Annotated in this window: 12 protein-coding genes; 5 read left to right on the top strand and 7 right to left on the bottom strand. The window is 64.3% G+C overall.

What is annotated here, in order from left to right:
* The first annotated feature begins 30 nt into the window (after positions 1-30).
* The 4 genes from H5V43_RS09125 to H5V43_RS09140 all read left to right on the top strand — a co-directional run bounded on the left by H5V43_RS09125 (position 31) and on the right by H5V43_RS09140 (position 6,336).
* The gene (locus H5V43_RS09125) at positions 31-1,452 is read left to right on the top strand and encodes a glycoside hydrolase family 43 protein (RefSeq protein WP_025550026.1); all 1,422 of its coding nucleotides are present in this window, start codon (positions 31-33) and stop codon (positions 1,450-1,452) included.
* A gap of 248 nt (positions 1,453-1,700) precedes the next feature.
* Positions 1,701-4,526, top strand: a complete 2,826-nt coding sequence (locus H5V43_RS09130) for a TonB-dependent receptor (protein WP_025550025.1) — start codon at positions 1,701-1,703, stop codon at positions 4,524-4,526.
* A gap of 118 nt (positions 4,527-4,644) precedes the next feature.
* The gene (locus tag H5V43_RS09135) at positions 4,645-5,136 is read left to right on the top strand and encodes a hypothetical protein (protein ID WP_025550024.1); all 492 of its coding nucleotides are present in this window, start codon (positions 4,645-4,647) and stop codon (positions 5,134-5,136) included.
* Positions 5,137-5,562: 426 nt separating this feature from the next.
* Positions 5,563-6,336, top strand: a complete 774-nt coding sequence (locus H5V43_RS09140) for an alpha/beta fold hydrolase (protein ID WP_025550023.1) — start codon at positions 5,563-5,565, stop codon at positions 6,334-6,336.
* Between the two features lie 27 nt (positions 6,337-6,363).
* Here the strand turns inward: H5V43_RS09140 and H5V43_RS09145 are convergent, their stop codons facing one another.
* Both H5V43_RS09145 and H5V43_RS09150 read right to left on the bottom strand, forming a co-directional pair.
* Positions 6,364-6,741, bottom strand: a complete 378-nt coding sequence (locus tag H5V43_RS09145) for a VOC family protein (RefSeq protein ID WP_025550022.1) — start codon at positions 6,739-6,741, stop codon at positions 6,364-6,366.
* A gap of 339 nt (positions 6,742-7,080) precedes the next feature.
* The gene (locus H5V43_RS09150; protein WP_052816731.1) at positions 7,081-7,659 is read right to left on the bottom strand and encodes a TetR/AcrR family transcriptional regulator; all 579 of its coding nucleotides are present in this window, start codon (positions 7,657-7,659) and stop codon (positions 7,081-7,083) included.
* A 134-nt stretch (positions 7,660-7,793) separates the two neighbouring features.
* Between H5V43_RS09150 and H5V43_RS09155 the strand changes: the two genes are divergently transcribed.
* Positions 7,794-8,549, top strand: a complete 756-nt coding sequence (locus tag H5V43_RS09155; RefSeq protein ID WP_025550020.1) for an SDR family oxidoreductase — start codon at positions 7,794-7,796, stop codon at positions 8,547-8,549.
* Between the two features lie 110 nt (positions 8,550-8,659).
* On the opposite strand, the gene H5V43_RS09160 is transcribed toward H5V43_RS09155, so the two are convergent.
* The 5 genes from H5V43_RS09160 to H5V43_RS09180 all read right to left on the bottom strand — a co-directional run bounded on the left by H5V43_RS09160 (position 8,660) and on the right by H5V43_RS09180 (position 16,318).
* Positions 8,660-10,849: a molybdopterin-containing oxidoreductase family protein gene (locus H5V43_RS09160; RefSeq protein WP_193666643.1), complete on the bottom strand. Its 2,190-nt coding sequence runs from the start codon at positions 10,847-10,849 to the stop codon at positions 8,660-8,662.
* Positions 10,846-11,925, bottom strand: a complete 1,080-nt coding sequence (locus H5V43_RS09165) for a Zn-dependent alcohol dehydrogenase (RefSeq protein WP_025550019.1) — start codon at positions 11,923-11,925, stop codon at positions 10,846-10,848. Before H5V43_RS09165 ends, H5V43_RS09160 begins: the two co-directional genes overlap by 4 nt.
* Positions 11,922-12,281, bottom strand: coding sequence for a hypothetical protein (locus tag H5V43_RS23595; protein ID WP_040261746.1), 360 nt, complete (start codon positions 12,279-12,281; stop codon positions 11,922-11,924). Before H5V43_RS23595 ends, H5V43_RS09165 begins: the two co-directional genes overlap by 4 nt.
* Before the next feature lie 369 nt (positions 12,282-12,650).
* Positions 12,651-13,916 carry an MFS transporter gene (locus H5V43_RS09175; RefSeq protein WP_099186013.1) on the bottom strand — a complete coding sequence of 422 codons (1,266 nt, stop codon included), beginning with the start codon at positions 13,914-13,916 and terminating at the stop codon, positions 12,651-12,653.
* A 62-nt stretch (positions 13,917-13,978) separates the two neighbouring features.
* Positions 13,979-16,318 carry a TonB-dependent receptor gene (locus H5V43_RS09180; protein WP_193666644.1) on the bottom strand — a complete coding sequence of 780 codons (2,340 nt, stop codon included), beginning with the start codon at positions 16,316-16,318 and terminating at the stop codon, positions 13,979-13,981.
* Positions 16,319-16,462: the final 144 nt, after the last annotated feature.

Below are 16,462 nucleotides of genomic sequence, written 5' to 3' on the forward strand. Positions count from 1 at the left end.
GGCAAGGGCGACCCAAGAGGAGAGCTTTTCATGAATCCAATCGATCGCCGCCTGTTCCTTGCCGGGACAGCCGCACTGTCGGCAACGCCTCTGATCGCGCGCACCAAGGCCGAAGTCCCTGCCCCCGCCCCCCTCAACCCGTTGGTCAAGCAACGCGCGGACGCGCAGGTCTTCCGTCATGAGGACGGCCATTATTACCTCACCGGTTCCGTCCCCGAATATGACCGGCTGGTCCTGCGCCGCTCCAAGACGCTCGCGGGCCTCGCCACCGCGGAGGAAGCCGTCCTTTGGCGGCATGAGAAGACAGGCCCGCTTTCCGGCTTCATCTGGGCACCCGAACTGCACCAGATCGACGGGCGCTGGACCATGTATTTCGCCGCAGGCCCCAGCGGCGGCGGCGAGGACGTGTTCCGCATCCGCACCTATGCCATCGTCTGCGACGGTCCCGATCCGATGACCGGCCGATGGAAGCTGCTCGGCCAGTTCCAGGCGCCGTGGGACAGCTTCAACCTCGATTCCACCAGCTTCGTGCACAAGGGCAGGCGCTACTTCGCCTGGGCCCAGCGCGAACCGGGGATCGAGACCAATTCCAACCTCTATATCGCCCCGCTGGCGTCGCCGCTGAAGCTGGCGGCCAGGGCGACGCGCCTCACGATCCCGACGCTCGACTGGGAAACAGGCGGCTACAAGGTGGCGGAGGCGCCCGCCGTCCTTCACCGCAACGGCCGGCTGTTCATGACCTATTCGGCCAGCGCCACCGACGCGCGCTATTGCCTGGGCCTGCTGACCGCGTCGGAGGATGCGGACATCATGGACCCCGATGCCTGGGTGAAATCGCAGCAGCCGGTCTTCACCAGCTGCCGGGAAACCAGCGTGTACGGGCCGGGCCACAACAGCTTCACCGTGGATGAGAAGGGCCGCGACATATTGGTCTATCATGGCCGCGACTATGAAGCGATCAAGGGCGACCCGCTGTTCAATCCGGACCGCCATACGCGCGTCCAGCGCCTCTATTACAAGGCGGACGGCACGCCCGACTTCGGCGTGCCCGTCGGCAACGGCCAGCTGCCAGAGCGTTTCGCCTCCGCCGTCGATCCCAGGGCGCTGCTGGCCCATGACGGCACCCGCCTGATCGCCGGCAATCCTTCGCTGCCCGCGACCCAGTTCCGCCAGACCGCCGGACGCGCCGGGCCGCAGAGCATCATGCTTTCCCCCATTCTGCTGCCAGACCATTATCTTTTGGCCGGCAAGGACGGTTCCGTCACCCTCGCCCGCGATGATCGCAGCGCCGATTTCGCCATGCGCAGCCAGTTCGTCCGATTCTCCGACGACAGGTCGAACACGGTCCGCTTCGTGTCCATCGCGGTCACGGGCAAGGCTCTTGCGGCGGTCGGGAAGGAGATCCGCCTCGCGGGCAGCCGCGACGCTACGGCACGATGGATCGCGGACTGAAACCCAGCCTCCAAGTCCGACAAATAAAAGGATAAAAAGCCGCCTCCCCATTCCGAAGGCGGCTTTTTCTTTTCACCGGAAAGGGCAGAAAAGCACCGGTTTTTCGGCTGAGACATATTTGTCACTAGGGAAAGTTTTTTCGTGAACGGCAGTGCAAATTCCCTCTTGCCTTCTATTACTCCGAGAAATAATTAGTCCGAGTAATTCATGGCGCCCAAGCGCTCGCATCTCCAAGGGGAGGATCAAACATGGCTTTGAAGCCGCTCGCTTTCACGTCTGCATCCCTGCTCGCGCTCATGTTGGCGGGCACGGCCCATGCTCAATCCGCAGCAGCGCCGCAGGATGAAGAAGCCAACGACATCATCGTCACGGGCGTCCGCGCCTCGATCGTGGGCGCGCTGAACGTCCGCAAGGAATCGACCCAGATCGTCGACTCGATCGTCGCGGAGGATGTCGGCAAGCTGCCGGACAACAACGTCGTCGAAGCGCTTCAGCGCGTCACCGGCATCCAGGTGACCAACCGCACCGGCGGCGAAGCGGCGGCGATCTCCATCCGCGGGCTGCCCGATGCGCTGACCACGCTCAACGGACGCAACATCTTCACCGCCGCCGGCCAGGCTTTCGCGTTGCAGGACGTGTCCGCCAACCTCGTCAAGCGCGTCGATGTGTTCAAGACCCGCTCCGCCGACCAGATCGAGACCGGCCTTGCCGGACAGGTCAATGTCGAAACCCGTCGTCCCTTCGATTTCGACGGCTTCGCCATTTCCGGCCTTGCCCGCGGCATCTACAATGAACAGGCCGACAGCTATAACCCGAACGTCGCGCTGCTGGTCAGCGACCGCTGGGAAACGGGCATCGGCGACATCGGCCTGCTGGTGAACGGCAGCTACAGCCGCACCAAATATCGCGACCAGACCGTGACGGCGGGCGCCTTCGTGCCGTTCGCGACGATGGACCCGGCGACGGGCACCGGCCTGACGCCGTTCCAGCGCATCTTCCCCGCCGGGCGCGATCCGATCACCGGCCAGTTCGTCGTCGCCCCCGCCCTCGGTGCGTGGGACCCCGGCCTGGACCGCGGCCTGCCCACGGCGACCGGCTCCACCATGCTCGTCAACGGCGTCGAAACCCCCTATTATCTGTCGCGCGACGCGGTGTTCAGCTCCGACCTTTACGGCAAGCGGGAACGTCCGTCCTTCAATGTCGCGCTGCAATGGGCGCCCAACAGCAGCTCGGTCTATACGGCCGAGGTCTTCTACGCCGGCTTCCGGGGCGAGACCTTCAACAGCCTGCAGTTCAGCTTCGTCGACTTCTGGGACAATCCGCAGGCGCCGACGCTCTATGACGGCACCAACATCGTCAAGTCGCGCGTCGCCAACAATGTCTACGGCTTCAACAGCGGCGACTTCACCAAGACCTCGACCGACAGCTTCGTCTATGCGCTGAACGGCAAGTGGGACCTGGGCGACCGCGGCAAGATCGTCGGCGACATCGCCTATCAGACCAGCAAGGTGAAGACCTCCTTCATCGCGATGCGCACGGACCGCGTCGCCAGCCAGATCACCACGGATTTCAATGCCGGCGGCGGCATACCGTCCTATCATTTCAGTGACGACAGCCTGCTGAACGACACCGGCATCTGGAACGTCGCACAGCTCTACGACAATGCGAACCGGGACAAGGGCAGCGCCATCACCGGCACGCTCGACGGCTATTACACCTGGGACGAAGGCTTCCTGCGCCAGATCAAGGCAGGCATCCGCATCGACCAGCGCAAGGCGTCCACCGCCGTGCGCACGCAGGACGCTGGCGCGCCGCTGGCCGCGACCACGCTGGCGGGGCTGGGCGAAGGCGCAGCCTTCACCAATTCGGACTTCTACCAGGGCCGCGCCGACGTGCCGACGAGCTGGACGCTCGCGAACGGCTACTGGCTTCATGACAATGCGGACACGGTGCGCGGCCTCTACGGCCTCAGGACATCCGACCAGCTCTCGCTCCAGAGGGTGTTCGACATCGACGAAAGCACCATCGCCGCCTATGTGCAGGCCGATGGCGAACTGTCGATCTTCGGCCGCCCGCTGAAGCTGCAGGCCGGTGTCCGCTACGTCACGGTGGATACAGACTATAATTTCTTCGACCGCTACAATGGCGGCGCGCAGACCCGCGTCTCTTCGGGTTCGGATCGCTTCCTGCCCAGCTTCACCGCGCGCTACGAGATTTTGGACAATCTGCGCCTGCGCTTCAACTATGGCGAAACGCTGCGACGCCCGAACTTCAGCGACATCAACCCCAATTATTCGCTGACCGGCGACCTCACCAATGTCGGCTATGGCAGCGGCACGGCGGGGACGGCGACGCTGAAGCCTACCCATTCGAAGAACTTCGACGCCGCGATCGAATGGTATTTCGAACGCAACAGCGCGATCACGCTGACGGGCTTCCGCCGCGAGATCAACGGGCTGGTGGTGCCGCTGACGGTGATGGAATTCATCCCCAACAATGGCATCGTCGCGGGCGCGACCAACAATTTCGCCATCACCCGGCCGGTCAACGCCTCCAACGGCGTGCTCAAGGGCCTGGAACTGGGGCTCACCTACTTCCCGAGCTATCTGCCGGGTCCGCTGGACGGGCTGGGCTTCGTGGGCAGCGTGACGGTGCTGGATTCCAAGCAGAACATTCCGCAGACGGATGCTGCGGGCAATGTCACCGGTCAGGCGACCTCGTCCTTCTTCGGCGTGTCGGACCTCAGCTACAACGCCACGCTCGCCTATGACAACGGCCCGATCGGCGCGCGCCTGTCCTATATCTGGCGCAAGGAGTTCCTGGCGAACAACGAAGCCCGCCTGTTCGCCAACCCGATCGGCGTTTGGCGCAACCCGGAAAAGAGCCTGGACTTCCAGCTCACCTGGAACGTCAACGACCGTCTGGGCGTGACCTTCGACGCGGTGAACCTCACCAAGTCCAAGCAGCAGACCTATTACAAGTTCGAGGATGTCGGCGGTCCCGAGCAATATAATCTTGGCACGACCCTGCTGGCGCGCACCTTCGCGCTCGGCGTCCGCTACACCTTCAAGTGAGTGCCCGATGGGATGCGGTGTCTCCTCACCGCATCCCATTTCCATGGCGGCCGGTCCGGGACCCCTCTCCATTCCCGGGCCGGCCGCCATATCCTTTGCGGTCATGGGAGGGTGAGAGATGCATACTTCGATGAAGGTCCTGCTGGCGGGCGCGGCGCTGTTGGGGGCCGCCGCCGCTTCCCAGCCCCCGTCGCGGCCGGGGATGGACAGGCACCGCATCGCCGTGCAGCGCTTCGGCAACGATGCCCCCTGGTACGAGCAGCGCATTCCCTTCTTCGAGTCCGCCGATCCCCGGATAGACGCCGTCTATCATTATCGCTGGTCCCTCTTCCGCGCGCATCAGCGCGACCTGGGGGAAGAAGGCTTCATCTCCACCGAATTCCTGGACGATGTCGACTGGCAGCGGCATCCCTATGCCAGCCTGAACGACGCCACCGGCTTTCATCTGGCGGAGGGGCGCTGGCTGAACGACCGGCGCTATGCCGACGATTATCTGAACTTCATGTATGCCAGCGGCGGCAATGACCGCCACTTCACCGACTATATGGCCGACAGCGTCTGGGGCCGTTATCTAGGCTCAGGACCTATTACTGGCGGGGTCGAGGTTTGAGGCAAAATGGCTCAGGGCAAGAAGGCGAGGCGCAGGAATATGTCGATATTTCCAGCCTGCCGACGCAGCACTGGGCCATTTTGGTCAAATCCCCGCGGGACGCCGAAATGGCGCCTCGACCCCACCAGTAATGGGTCCTGAGCCTAAAGGGGCTGTAGAGGCGCGACATGCAATGTTGCGGTCGCCCCTGCGAACCGGGCCCACGCCATGGCGTTCAAGAGCGCTGGCCGCGTCGGGCACTGCCGCGCCTGCTCTACAAGGAAGCCGTTACACAAGCATGCGTCTTTCCATCGGCGGCCGATCGGCATAGTGCTTCAAGGCCGTTTCCTTCTTTCCGGCTTCCACAACCAGAATGTGCGCCATTCAGCCGGCCCCGGAAGCAGCACAAGTTGCACGATGACCCCATTTCCAGAAAGGAACGGCATAGTGACCGTCGATCGTCGCACATTCATGCAGACCGCCCTTATCGCCGGAGCCGTCGCCGCCTCCGCCAACGCATTCGCCCAGACCGTCGCAAAGACGAAGGCGCGCAACATCGTGCTGGTGCACGGCCTGTTCGCCGATGGCTCGTCCTGGTCGGAGGTCATCCCCCTGTTGCAGGCCCATGGGCTCAACGTCACCGCAGTCCAGAACCCGCTGACGACATTGCCCGATGCGGTGGCCGCGGCGCGGCGCGTGCTGGATCGTCAGGACGGGCCGACCGTCCTCGCCGGGCACAGCTTTTCCGGGATGATCGTCACCGAAGCGGGCATGCACCCCCATGTCTCGGCCCTCGTCTATGTCGCCGCCCGCGCGCCCGATGCGGGCGAGGATTATGGCGCGCTGGCGAAGACATTTCCGACGCCGCCGGCCAGCGCCGGCATCGTCTTCGACGGGGATGAGGGGCGATTGACCGAAGCGGCCTTCCTCCGCGATTTCGCAGGCGACCTTCCGGAGGCCAGGGCGCGGGCGCTCTTTGCCGTGCAGTGGCCGTTCCACAGGGAACTGCTCGCGGGCCGCACGACGAACGCGGCGTGGCGCAGCAAGCCCAGCTATTATGCGGTCTCGACGGAAGATCGCACGATCGACCCCAACCTCCAGCGCTTCATGGCGAAGCGCATGAACGCAAAGACGATCGAGCTGAAGTCGAGCCATGTGTCGCTGATCTCCCACCCCCGCGCCGTTGCGGATCTGATCCGCGAGGCGGCGGGGCCGGCCTGACCCGGGTGCCGGCGGGCATGGGAAAGCCTAAGGCTCAAGGCAATAGGCGCACAGCTTATTGCCATCGAGGTCGCGGCAGTAGGCGAAGTACCATCCCGGGCCGCGCTCATGGGGTCCGCCCTCGGTTACGCCACCCAATGCGAGGGCGCGCCGATGAAAAGCGTCCACTTCCTCGCGCCGGTCAAAGCAGAAGGCGACCATCGATCCATTCCCCACCGTTGCTGGCTGCCCGTCATAGGGCCCAAGGACCGCGAAGCTGAAGGAACCATCTCGCCCGTACACACGACCTCCAGATGGATGCTCGAACAAAGGCGCAAGCCCGACCACCGCAAGCAGCGCGTCATAGAAAGCCTTTGCACCGGCGAGATCGTTCGAACCAACTGTGCAATATGCTAAGACGCCCATGCCGAAGCCTCCCGTTCGCTGAACCTCCATCCATCCGGGGAAGAGTGATGATGCGCAACCGGTCTTTGGCGGGCCCCTGAATTCGGACGCACCGCTTCAGCCAAGCGCCCTCATAACGGTCATGATGCTCACCCTGTGGCGAACGTGAAGGCAGCATCACGCCGCCGGCTGCAAGCGAATGAGTGGATGACGCCACGACCCGCCGCCCGAAACGGATGAAAGTTCCAATATGAACATGGCAGTACCAGCAGGTAAAGCGTCTTGGGCGCCCTGCCAGTTCGGTCATCGACCCCAGATCGGTCGTTTAGCGCCCCTGTCGGATCTTCATGACCGGCATGTCTATGCCAAGGCGCCCTGACTGGCGGTCACGAGATAGGCGTGGCAAGCTCGGGGCAATTCACAGCGCAGCCGGGCGAAATTCTCTTCGGATGGCTCAGCCTCCATGACGACCCGCACCGAGCCGCCCAGAAGGGCCGCGAGCATGAAGGCGGCAGAAGATCGGTCGGCGAACCGCGCATCCGGGGCATTGGCGAGCAGCGTATCGATCACCTGCGTCATGCGTTGCGCCGCCTGGCTCATCATTTCCGACAGGTCGAACTCGGCGGCGATGCCATAGATGGCGCGGGAGGCGACCATGTCAGCCATCTTCGCGTCCAGCCATGCCGTGGCCACCCCGTGCGCGACCGTCCCAAGGTCCGATCCCGCCAGCCGCGCCGCCGCATCCCGCATCGCCGTATCGATCAGGTCGAACTGCCGCTGAACGAGGGCGAAGAGCAGCGCCTGCTTGTGCGGATAATATTGGTACATCGTCCCCACGGAGACGCCGGCGCGCGCCGCCACACGGGTGGTGGTGAGCCGCCCCACGCCGCCCGCGAGCAAAACCTGAATGGTCGCGACGTGAATCGCCTCGATAGTCACGGCGGAGCGCGCCTGTTGCGGCGCTTTGCGAGGTTTCAGCAAGGCTGGCGGTGGGCGGTTCATATGCGAATACCGAAACTGAAGGATCGTTCATATCTATAATGCTCCAATGATCGCCCGCAAGGAGCTTCACGATGAACACTGTCCTCATCACCGGCTGTTCGACCGGCTTCGGCCGTGACACCGCCCTCCATTTCCTGAACCAGGGCTGGAATGTCGTCGCCACTATGCGCGATCCCGCAGCCAGCACCCTGCCCGCCTCCGACCGGTTGCGCATATTGCCGCTCGACGTCACGGATATGGGCAGCATCGCCGCGGCGGTCGCGGAGGCGGGGCCGATCGACGTGCTGGTGAACAATGCCGGGGTGGGCTGGCTCAATGCCGTAGAGGGCACCCCCCTGGAAACGGTGCGCGCCATCTTCGAGACCAACCTGTTCGGCGCGATCGCGATGATGCAGGCGGTGTTGCCGGGAATGCGGGCGCGGCGCGCGGGCGTGATCGTGAACGTCAGCTCCAGTTCGCTCTACAAGCCTTTGCCGCTGCTCTCGGTCTATCGCGCCAGCAAGGCGGCCATGAATGCGCTCACCGAGTCCGCCGCGCACGAACTTGCGCCGTTCGGCATCAGGGTGCGGATCGTCATGCCCGGCATGGCGCCTTCGACCAGCTTTGGCGACACGGCGCGAGGCCAGGTGATGAAAGATGGCGGCTTCCCCGCGGCCTATGCCGATTATGCACAGCAGACGCTGGCCGCGCTCATGGAGGCCGCCAACGGTCCGGTCACGGTCGGACAGGATGTGGCGGACGCTGTCTATCGCGCGGCGACCGATCCAGAGTGCCCGGCAGTGCTGCCGGCCGGCGCCGACGCCGTCGCCTGGGCAAGAGACGCCTAATCTGTCAGGAACGATCCATCCATGCTGATGCGGATCTCAGCGTCGAACCGCGCGTTCGGGCGTGGCCTTTCCGGCCGCCCGGCGCGGAAAGACCGACAGCCCCGGGGAAACTATTCCGCCGCCGGCAACCGTTCGACGCACACGGGGATACTGCCCATGCGTGGCAGGCCGGTGACGGGATCATAGCCATCCTCGACCGAGATCAGCCGGCCGGTATTGCCGCCGGTGCGGCGTGGATCATCCGATCCCGGATTGGCGCCGAAACCATGCGCCATCGACACCATGCCCGGGCGCAGCGCCGCCTCGGCCGCGACGATGCCCCGGATTTCGCCATGGGGAGAGCGGATCGTGACGCATTCCCCTTCGGCGATCGCCAGGCGGGCAAGATCATCAGGGTGCATATAGGCAGGGTTGACGCCATCGCCGGCGAGCTTGCCGATGCGGCGGCCGAAGCTGTTGAGGATGTTGTTGGTGCGCCGGGGTAGCAGGCGGAACGGATAGTCCGCCTCGACCGCGCGATTATCCTCGGCCAGCACCTGTTCCAGCTCCTCCAGCATCGGCGGGGCGCCAAGCTCCAGCCGGTCGTCATTGTCCGGCGCGCGCGGCAGCACGCGCTGGTCGCTTTCGAAGACATGGCCATCGGGATATTGCTTCACCCGGTCGAGGGGAATGCGCGATCCCTGGCAGGACAGTTCGATCAGCCGGTCGGCGGTGGGCTTGGCCCCGGCGGGATCGAGCGTGAAGGTCATCGGCGGCGCTTCGGCCTGCGGGCCATTGCCATAGCGCATGGTGACGTCGATCATCGTGCCCATGCGCTGGGCCAGGCCCCAGAAGAGTTCCCAGTCCTCGATCACGTCGCTGCCCGGCGGCGGCGGCACCAGCGCAGGCGTGTAGGCCGCATAAGGCTGCGGAAAGCCGCGCGTGGTGCCGTAATATTTGACGCTTTCGGGCATATAGGTCGTCATCGGCGTTTCCAGCGTCAACTTGGGCGCAATGACATAATGGGACAGCTCTGCCGTCGCTGTCATTTCCGTGTCCATCGTGACGAGCAGATCGAGGGTGTTGAGGGCGGCGAAGGCGCGGTTCTGGTCGGGCCAGGCCATCATCGGATTGCCACCGGCCACGATCAGAGCCTTCACCTGACCCGGCCCGTCCAGCAGGATCTCGTCCGCGAGCGCGGCTGCCGAAAGGCCGCTGGCGCAGCCGCCCAGCCCGCGCACGCGCAGGCGTGGTTCGAACCCCCAGCCCTGAAAGGGCGGCCAGGGCTGGGCGCGCGCTTCATAACCGGGCAGCAGGACGTTGGGCTTGGCCAGCTTATCGCCCGCCCGCGCCCAGTGGCCGCACAGGCTGGCGAGGCAGAGCGCGAGATATTCGGTCAGGGTGGAATGGGTGGCGAAGCTGGGGCCCGTGCCGCAGCTGACCCCGGCATTGCGCGCGCCGGCGAAGATGCGCGCGGCCTCCAGCAGGTGATCGGCCGAGACGCCGGCCCGATCGGCGGCATAATCGGGCGTGAAGGGGGCGACCGCCGCACGCAGCGCCTCCACTCCCTGCGTGTTGGCGGCGACGAAATCCTTGTCCTCCAGCCCTTCCGCCAGGATGACATGAATCATCGCGGCGAGGATGGCGATGTCCTCACCGGGGCGCGGCTGCATATGGATATGGGCGCGCCTGGCGGTTTCAGTGACGCGCGGGTCGATGACGATCAGTTTCGCCTGCGCCTTTTCCATGTCCTTGAGCATGCGGCCGGGATTCTGCCCCGGGAAGCCGGGCGACTTGCTGATGACGGGATTGATGCCGACCAGCAGCCAGGCGTCGGCGGTGTCGAACTGCGGCTGGCCCGCCTGCCACATGCCGTGATGGGCGAGCGCGATGAGGATGCCGGGCTTGTCGATCGAGCCTGCGGTGAAGAACATCGGCGATCCGATGCCACGCAGCCAGCCGGCGGCCACGCCGGTCGACGCGACAAAGGGGACGAGGCCCATGCCGACATACATCGCCACCGAGCGGGGACCGTGTTCGGCGATGATCGCGTCCAGCTTCGCAGCGATCTCGTCCATCGCCGTTTCGGACGGAATGGACGCGAAGCCCCCATCCGGCCCGCGCTTGAGGCTGTGGAGCAGCCGCTGGTCGCCATAATGCTGTTCGGGCAAGGCGCGCCCCTTGGGACAGCTATAGCCGCCATAAAGTGGGGCGCGGGGATTGCCGGTCACCTTCGTCGCCCGGCCGTCTTCCACCGTCACCTGGATCGGGCAATAGGCCGTGCACAGACGGCAGATGCTGGGATGGACCTGCGCGCTCATGCGAACATCACCACGGAGCGGGCCGCTGCGCCGCCGCGCAGCGCGGCGAAGGCATTGTCGATCGCGTCCAGTTCGATATGGGCCGCGACCAGATCGTCGAGATTGAGTCGACCGCTCATGTAGAAATCGACATAGCGCGGTATGTCGACGGGAAAATGGTTCGACCCCATGTTGGACCCCTGCAAGCGTCGCTCGGCGAGAAGGGAGAAACCATCGACCTCCACCTTCACCCCTGGCGGCATCATGCCCGCGACCGTTGCGGTCCCGCCCGGGCGCAGCATGGCAAAGGCGCTTTCTACCGTTGCCTTGAGGCCGATCGCCTCGATCGCATGATCCACGCCGCCGCCTGTCATCTCAACGATGCTGTCCGCCACATCGCGGCCTGCCTCCGCGCAGTCGGTCGCGCCGAAGCGGCGGGCCAGGTCCAGCTTGGCGGGCTGGCGATCGATCGCGATGATGCGCCCCGCGCCCGCGATCGCCGCACCGTTGATCGCCGACAGGCCGACGCCGCCGCAGCCGATCACGGCTACGCTCTGCCCCGGCCGGATGCCTGCGCTGTTGATGGCCGCGCCCACGCCGGTGACGACCGCGCAGCCCAGCAGAGCCGCTCGGTCGAACGGCATGTCGGGCGATATGGCGACGCAGGCATTTTCATGCACCAGCATCTCCTGCGCGAAGGCAGAGAGGTTGACGAATTGATGGATGGTTTCGCCGCCGATCGTCAGCCGGGGCGGCGCATCGTCCCTGCGCCGCGTTTCCCCCGTGCCGCATAGCGATAGGCGTCCGGTGACGCAGTCGCCGCAATGGCCGCAAAAGGCGGACAGGCAGGCCACGACATGATCGCCAGGCCGGACCGAACGAACCTCACTGCCGACCGCCAGCACGACGCCTGCCGCCTCATGCCCCAATATGGTGGGCAGCGGATGGGGGACATGGCCTTCCGCGAAATGCAGGTCGGAATGGCACACGCCAACCGCGCGATTGGCGATGCGGACCTCGCGCGGGCCGACGTCTCCCAGCATCACGTCCTCGACCGACAGCGGCGCACCGGCCGCGCGCAGGACGGCGGCCTTCATCGTCCGTCAGTCCACCAGCCGCTCGACATGGCGGTCGCGGTCGAGCGCGGGGGCGAGATAATGTCCAACCTTGTAATCGCTGGTGATGGCGGGGCGGCGGCGCTGCGATTACGGTCCAGCGGTACGCTGCTGGCGGCGGGAAGGCGCAGCCGCCGTTCGAAATCGCCGCCCCATATATCGTCGCGATGGTTCATCAGCGGGGGAAGGCATTGCTGGATCGCATCGCCATGGGCGCCATGCAGCATCACGCCGCCGTCGGGTTCGTCCTGATGCGTTTCGATCGCGGCCATGGCGATGCGATTCTTGAGCGTCAGATTGCCGATCCGGAACGGATCGAACAGGCGCGGACAGGCCATGCTTCCTCTCGCAAACATGCCGGCACGGCGCCGGTCTTTTCGTGACGCGATCGGCGGGGCGGCGGGTCCATTCCGTCCGCTATGCCGTCACGCGCCATTACCTTTCGTCTAGCACCTTCAAATCATCGAATAATCATTCCATCGAGAGACGGATTGTTCGTTGCGAGAAGATAATAGTTGACGCTCGACCGCGCTGGAAATGTTTGTTCCCATCTTCGTTGTCGACAGTTTCGGCCAAGCGGCGGAACAATCGCTCTGTTGCCTACCCATGGTATCGACGCATCTGGCGCTGCCTCAAGCAATCCGTATTCCCTTGATGGCGGTATCCCGCCGGGGCGCTGATCGACTTGCGACAGCGGCGGGGAACGATCAGGCGGCAGCTTCTCCCCCGGCCGTTCTTGCGGACCGATCCGGCTTGGCCTCTACCTGCTGGGGGTAACGGCCCATCAGCAGGTAGAGCAATATGGAAGCGACCAGCCCGCTGATCACAGCGATCAGCGCAACCTGATAGTTGCCGAAACGGTCGTACAGGAAACCGATGCCGACCTGCCCCGCCACCGCCATCAGCGTCATGACGGTAATCGTGCTGCCATAAATGGCGGAATAATGCCGCATGCCGAAATAGCGCGCGGCCATATAGGCGACGATGTCGATCTCCGCGCCCTGCGCCGCGCCAATCAGCACGGCGGCGGTCAAGGCCATGGGGAATGTCAAGGAACCCTGCAACATGAGGATGCAGCCCAATATGGGGCCGAGGCTGAAAAGACATGCGACCGCAGGTGCCCAGATCCGGTCTATCAACGTTCCCGAAATCAGGGTGCCGATCAACACCGAACCCGCAAGCACGCCCGTCAACATGGCCGCGTCGGCCGGCGAGATGTCGAGCGCCGTCAGCAGCGGCTGAAACTGGCTGAGCAAGGTCGACAACGGCGCATAGCCGAAACCCGCACACAAGCAAAGGAGCAGGACGCGGGGCTCGCGCCGCAACAATCCCATATAGCTTTCCCCTTGCGCCGGGCGGGCTTGCGGCTTCCATTCCGTTGAATCCGACCGCTCCGCATCCCGGATGCCGAACCAGCAGACCGGGAGGCCGACCAGCAGCACAATGCCCGCGAGCAGGTAGAAACCCGCCTGCCATCCTTCGCGTGCGACAAGCGCGTGTAGCGTGGCGGGCAGGAAAATGCCCAATATGGATATGCCCACCCGCGTGCATGCCAATGCCAGGCCCCGCGACTTGACGAAGCGCGCGGCGACCACGCGGGTGAAGGCAAGGCCGGTGGTGAAGATGCCGATGACCTGCAGGGCGAGATAAGTCGCGTAGAACTGGACCAGCGATCCGCCAAGCCGTGTCATCGCCAGATAGGCCAGACCGGTCAGCGTCATCGCAGCCAGCAGCGGACGGCGCACACCATGGCGGTCGAGCAGCGTTCCGGCAAAAGGCGAGAGGATCGCGGTCAGGATCATTCCGTTGTGCGCGGCGGCGATTTCCCCGCGCGACCATCCAAAATTATCCTGCCAGGGCTGTATGAAGATGCTGGCGTTGAATTGCAGCATGGAAAAGCCGGTTGCGACGCCGACGGAGGCGGCGGCGAGCGTCGGCCAGTGTTTCTTCCATTCCTGAGCGGCGGTCGTCATGGCACTGTTCCGCAATGGAAGGAGCGCGGCACCCGAAGATGCCGCGCTCCTGATGGATCACTTCAGAAGCTGGCGCCCAGTTCGACGCCGTAGGTTCTGGGCGGCGAAAGGATCGCATTCGCGCCCGGCGCGGTGAATACCGGATAGGCGGTGTCGAAGAGATTCTTCGCGAACAGCGCCAGCCTCCACCTTGCCGGCCCGACCTCGACATTCTGCAACGCCATGCGCGCATTGGCCACGTCGCGGCGGATGTCATAGGCATAGGCGCCGAACGCGACCCGGCCTGTTCCCGACGTATCGCTGGCCATGGCATAGTCGCCATGGAAGGCAAGATCGCCGATCCCGACCGGAACGCTGTAATCGATCGCCACGGTGACCGCATGTTTCGGCAGGCTCTGTATCCGCACGTCGGCCAGGGGGTCTATGGTGAAATAGCTTTCAGGGCGCTTGCCATGCAGATAGGCATAGGTCGCGGAGACCTGAAGCCCAGCGGTGGGAGCGGCAATGATTTCCAACTCCGCCCCGCGAATCCGCGTGACGCCGGGCGCATTCAGCGTATCGGTGATGGCCGGATCGCCCGCGGGGTCGAGCTGGCTGGTGATCTGCCGGTTGTGGATGCGATTTTCAAACAGCGCTGCATTGACGCGCAGACGGCGCTCGATCAGGTCGCTTTTTACCCCGATTTCAAAGGACTTGTTCACTTCGGCGCCAAAGGGCTTGAAGGAAGGGGACCGCACCGACACGCCGCCGGCGCGATAGGCCTGGGCGTAGCGGGCATAGATGTTGATGGCGTCCGTTACGTCATAGGCGATGGTGAACGCCGGATCCCAGCGCTTTTCACGGAACGGCGCGCCGATTGTGGCTGTCGGTGCGCCGTTGAACATGGTGCGCTCGAACTTTTTCTCGTCATTCGTGTAGCGCAGGCCGCCCGTCAGGTGCAGCCGGTTGCCTGCGAACGCCGGCGACCAGGTCGCCTGCGCGAAGCCCGCATAGGATGTGGACTCCGCCTCTTGCGAATTAAGTCCCGCACCCGCGCTCCCCACGGCGAATGGGTTGACGCCCAGCGCCTGCGTGAATGCGCGATCGGTGTAGATGATGCTCAGCAGGGTCTGGCGGGTATCCTGCACCCGCTCATGGAAATAATAGGCGCCAATGACGAATTCGAGATCGGGCAGGCTGCCGACGAGCTGGAATTCCTGACTTTCCTGCTTCTGCTTGACCTTGTTGTAGGAGGTTACACCCGAAACGCCCCAGATCGGGGTCGTGGGATCAATGCCCAGGCTGGTCCCGCTAAGCCGGGGAAAAAGAATGCTGGCGGGTCGGGCGACAGGAAATTTGGTCAGGTTGAACGCGCCGCCAAGTTGGTTAGCCCCTTCCTCGCTTGTTTTCCGGAACGCGGTGATCGACCGCAGCGTCAGGGCGTCGTTCAGTTCCCAACCCGCTTGCAGCGTATGACCCGATGCCTCGGTGCGGAAAGGCGCATTGTAAAGGGATGTCCATGCCGTGTCGGTACGGCGGTCCAGCCTGTCCGTCAGCGGCCGCGCGCCCGTGAGAGTGGCGAGCGGCAACACCGTGCGGCCATTTGCGTCGATCAGCGGGGGCCGGACCAGCACATTGTAATCGCGCGTGTCCTTCGTCACGCTGTGATCATAGGCATAGTCGACGGTGATGGCGGACGTCGGCTTCCACCGCACGCTGGCGCGATAGCCTTCGCCATCGAACGCGCCGAAATCATCTTGCCGCGCGATGCGGGCGACCCGCGGGCCGTTCTTCGTCCATCCATCATGGCTGGAGTTGAGATAATCCAGCTTGATTGAGAAACCGGCAAATTCCGGAAGGTTGAGGTGGGCTTCATAGCGACGCTGATCGAAATTGCCGATCGTCACCTTGCCGTCGCCGCTCAATATGCCGGTCGGCTTCTTGGTCACGATGCGGATGGCTCCGCCTTCGGCATTGCGGCCGAACAGCGTACCTTGCGGGCCGCGCAGCACCTCGATCCGCTCCGGATCGACCAGTTCGGCGCCCATGCCCTGAGCACGGCCCAGATAGACGTCGTCAATATAGACCGCAGTGCCCAGCTCCACCGTGCCCTGTCCGGGATCGCTGTTGGTGACGCCGCGCATGTCGACGATCAGCAGGCTCTGGCTCCCCGCGAAAGGCTGCATGACGACGCCGGGTGGCGGCGACTGAAACAGGGCGGTGAGACCGGTCGCGCCGCGGGCTTCAAGGGCCTCGCTCGAATAGGCGCTGACCGCAATCGGCACGTCCTGAAGATTTTCGGCCCGCTTCTGGGCGGTGACGATGATTTCCGCGACGCCATCTTGTGCCACTGCCGGCACGGCCAGGCCCATCAGCAAGCCAGGTAGCGAAATCCCGGCCAGATAAATTTTCCCTCTCCGCATATCTTCTCCCATTTTCACGGCCATGCCTAAGACATATGACTTAAGATGAGACATGTCTCTTAGAAGGGAGAAGGCCAGAGCGCCAATCCGCACGGAAATGATCGCCTATGCGATCCATGACTCGCAAAGGCGGGGAGGAGACGG

It is taken from the genome of Sphingobium fuliginis, assembly GCF_015074805.1.
Taxonomy (GTDB): Bacteria; Pseudomonadota; Alphaproteobacteria; order Sphingomonadales; family Sphingomonadaceae; genus Sphingobium; species Sphingobium fuliginis.

Bases quoted from the DNA above. Each gene is read 5' to 3' on its own strand.
- H5V43_RS09125 (WP_025550026.1), top strand. From the start codon at position 31: ATGAATCCAATCGATCGCCGCCTGTTCCTTGCCGGGACAGCCGCACTG.
- H5V43_RS09130 (WP_025550025.1), top strand. From the start codon at position 1,701: ATGGCTTTGAAGCCGCTCGCTTTCACGTCTGCATCCCTGCTCGCGCTC.
- H5V43_RS09135 (WP_025550024.1), top strand. From the start codon at position 4,645: ATGCATACTTCGATGAAGGTCCTGCTGGCGGGCGCGGCGCTGTTGGGG.
- H5V43_RS09145 (WP_025550022.1), bottom strand. From the start codon at position 6,741: ATGGGCGTCTTAGCATATTGCACAGTTGGTTCGAACGATCTCGCCGGT.
- H5V43_RS09155 (WP_025550020.1), top strand. From the start codon at position 7,794: ATGAACACTGTCCTCATCACCGGCTGTTCGACCGGCTTCGGCCGTGAC.
- H5V43_RS09160 (WP_193666643.1), bottom strand. From the start codon at position 10,849: ATGAGCGCGCAGGTCCATCCCAGCATCTGCCGTCTGTGCACGGCCTAT.
- H5V43_RS09165 (WP_025550019.1), bottom strand. From the start codon at position 11,925: ATGAAGGCCGCCGTCCTGCGCGCGGCCGGTGCGCCGCTGTCGGTCGAG.
- H5V43_RS23595 (WP_040261746.1), bottom strand. From the start codon at position 12,281: ATGGCCTGTCCGCGCCTGTTCGATCCGTTCCGGATCGGCAATCTGACG.
- H5V43_RS09175 (WP_099186013.1), bottom strand. From the start codon at position 13,916: ATGACGACCGCCGCTCAGGAATGGAAGAAACACTGGCCGACGCTCGCC.
- H5V43_RS09180 (WP_193666644.1), bottom strand. From the start codon at position 16,318: ATGCGGAGAGGGAAAATTTATCTGGCCGGGATTTCGCTACCTGGCTTG.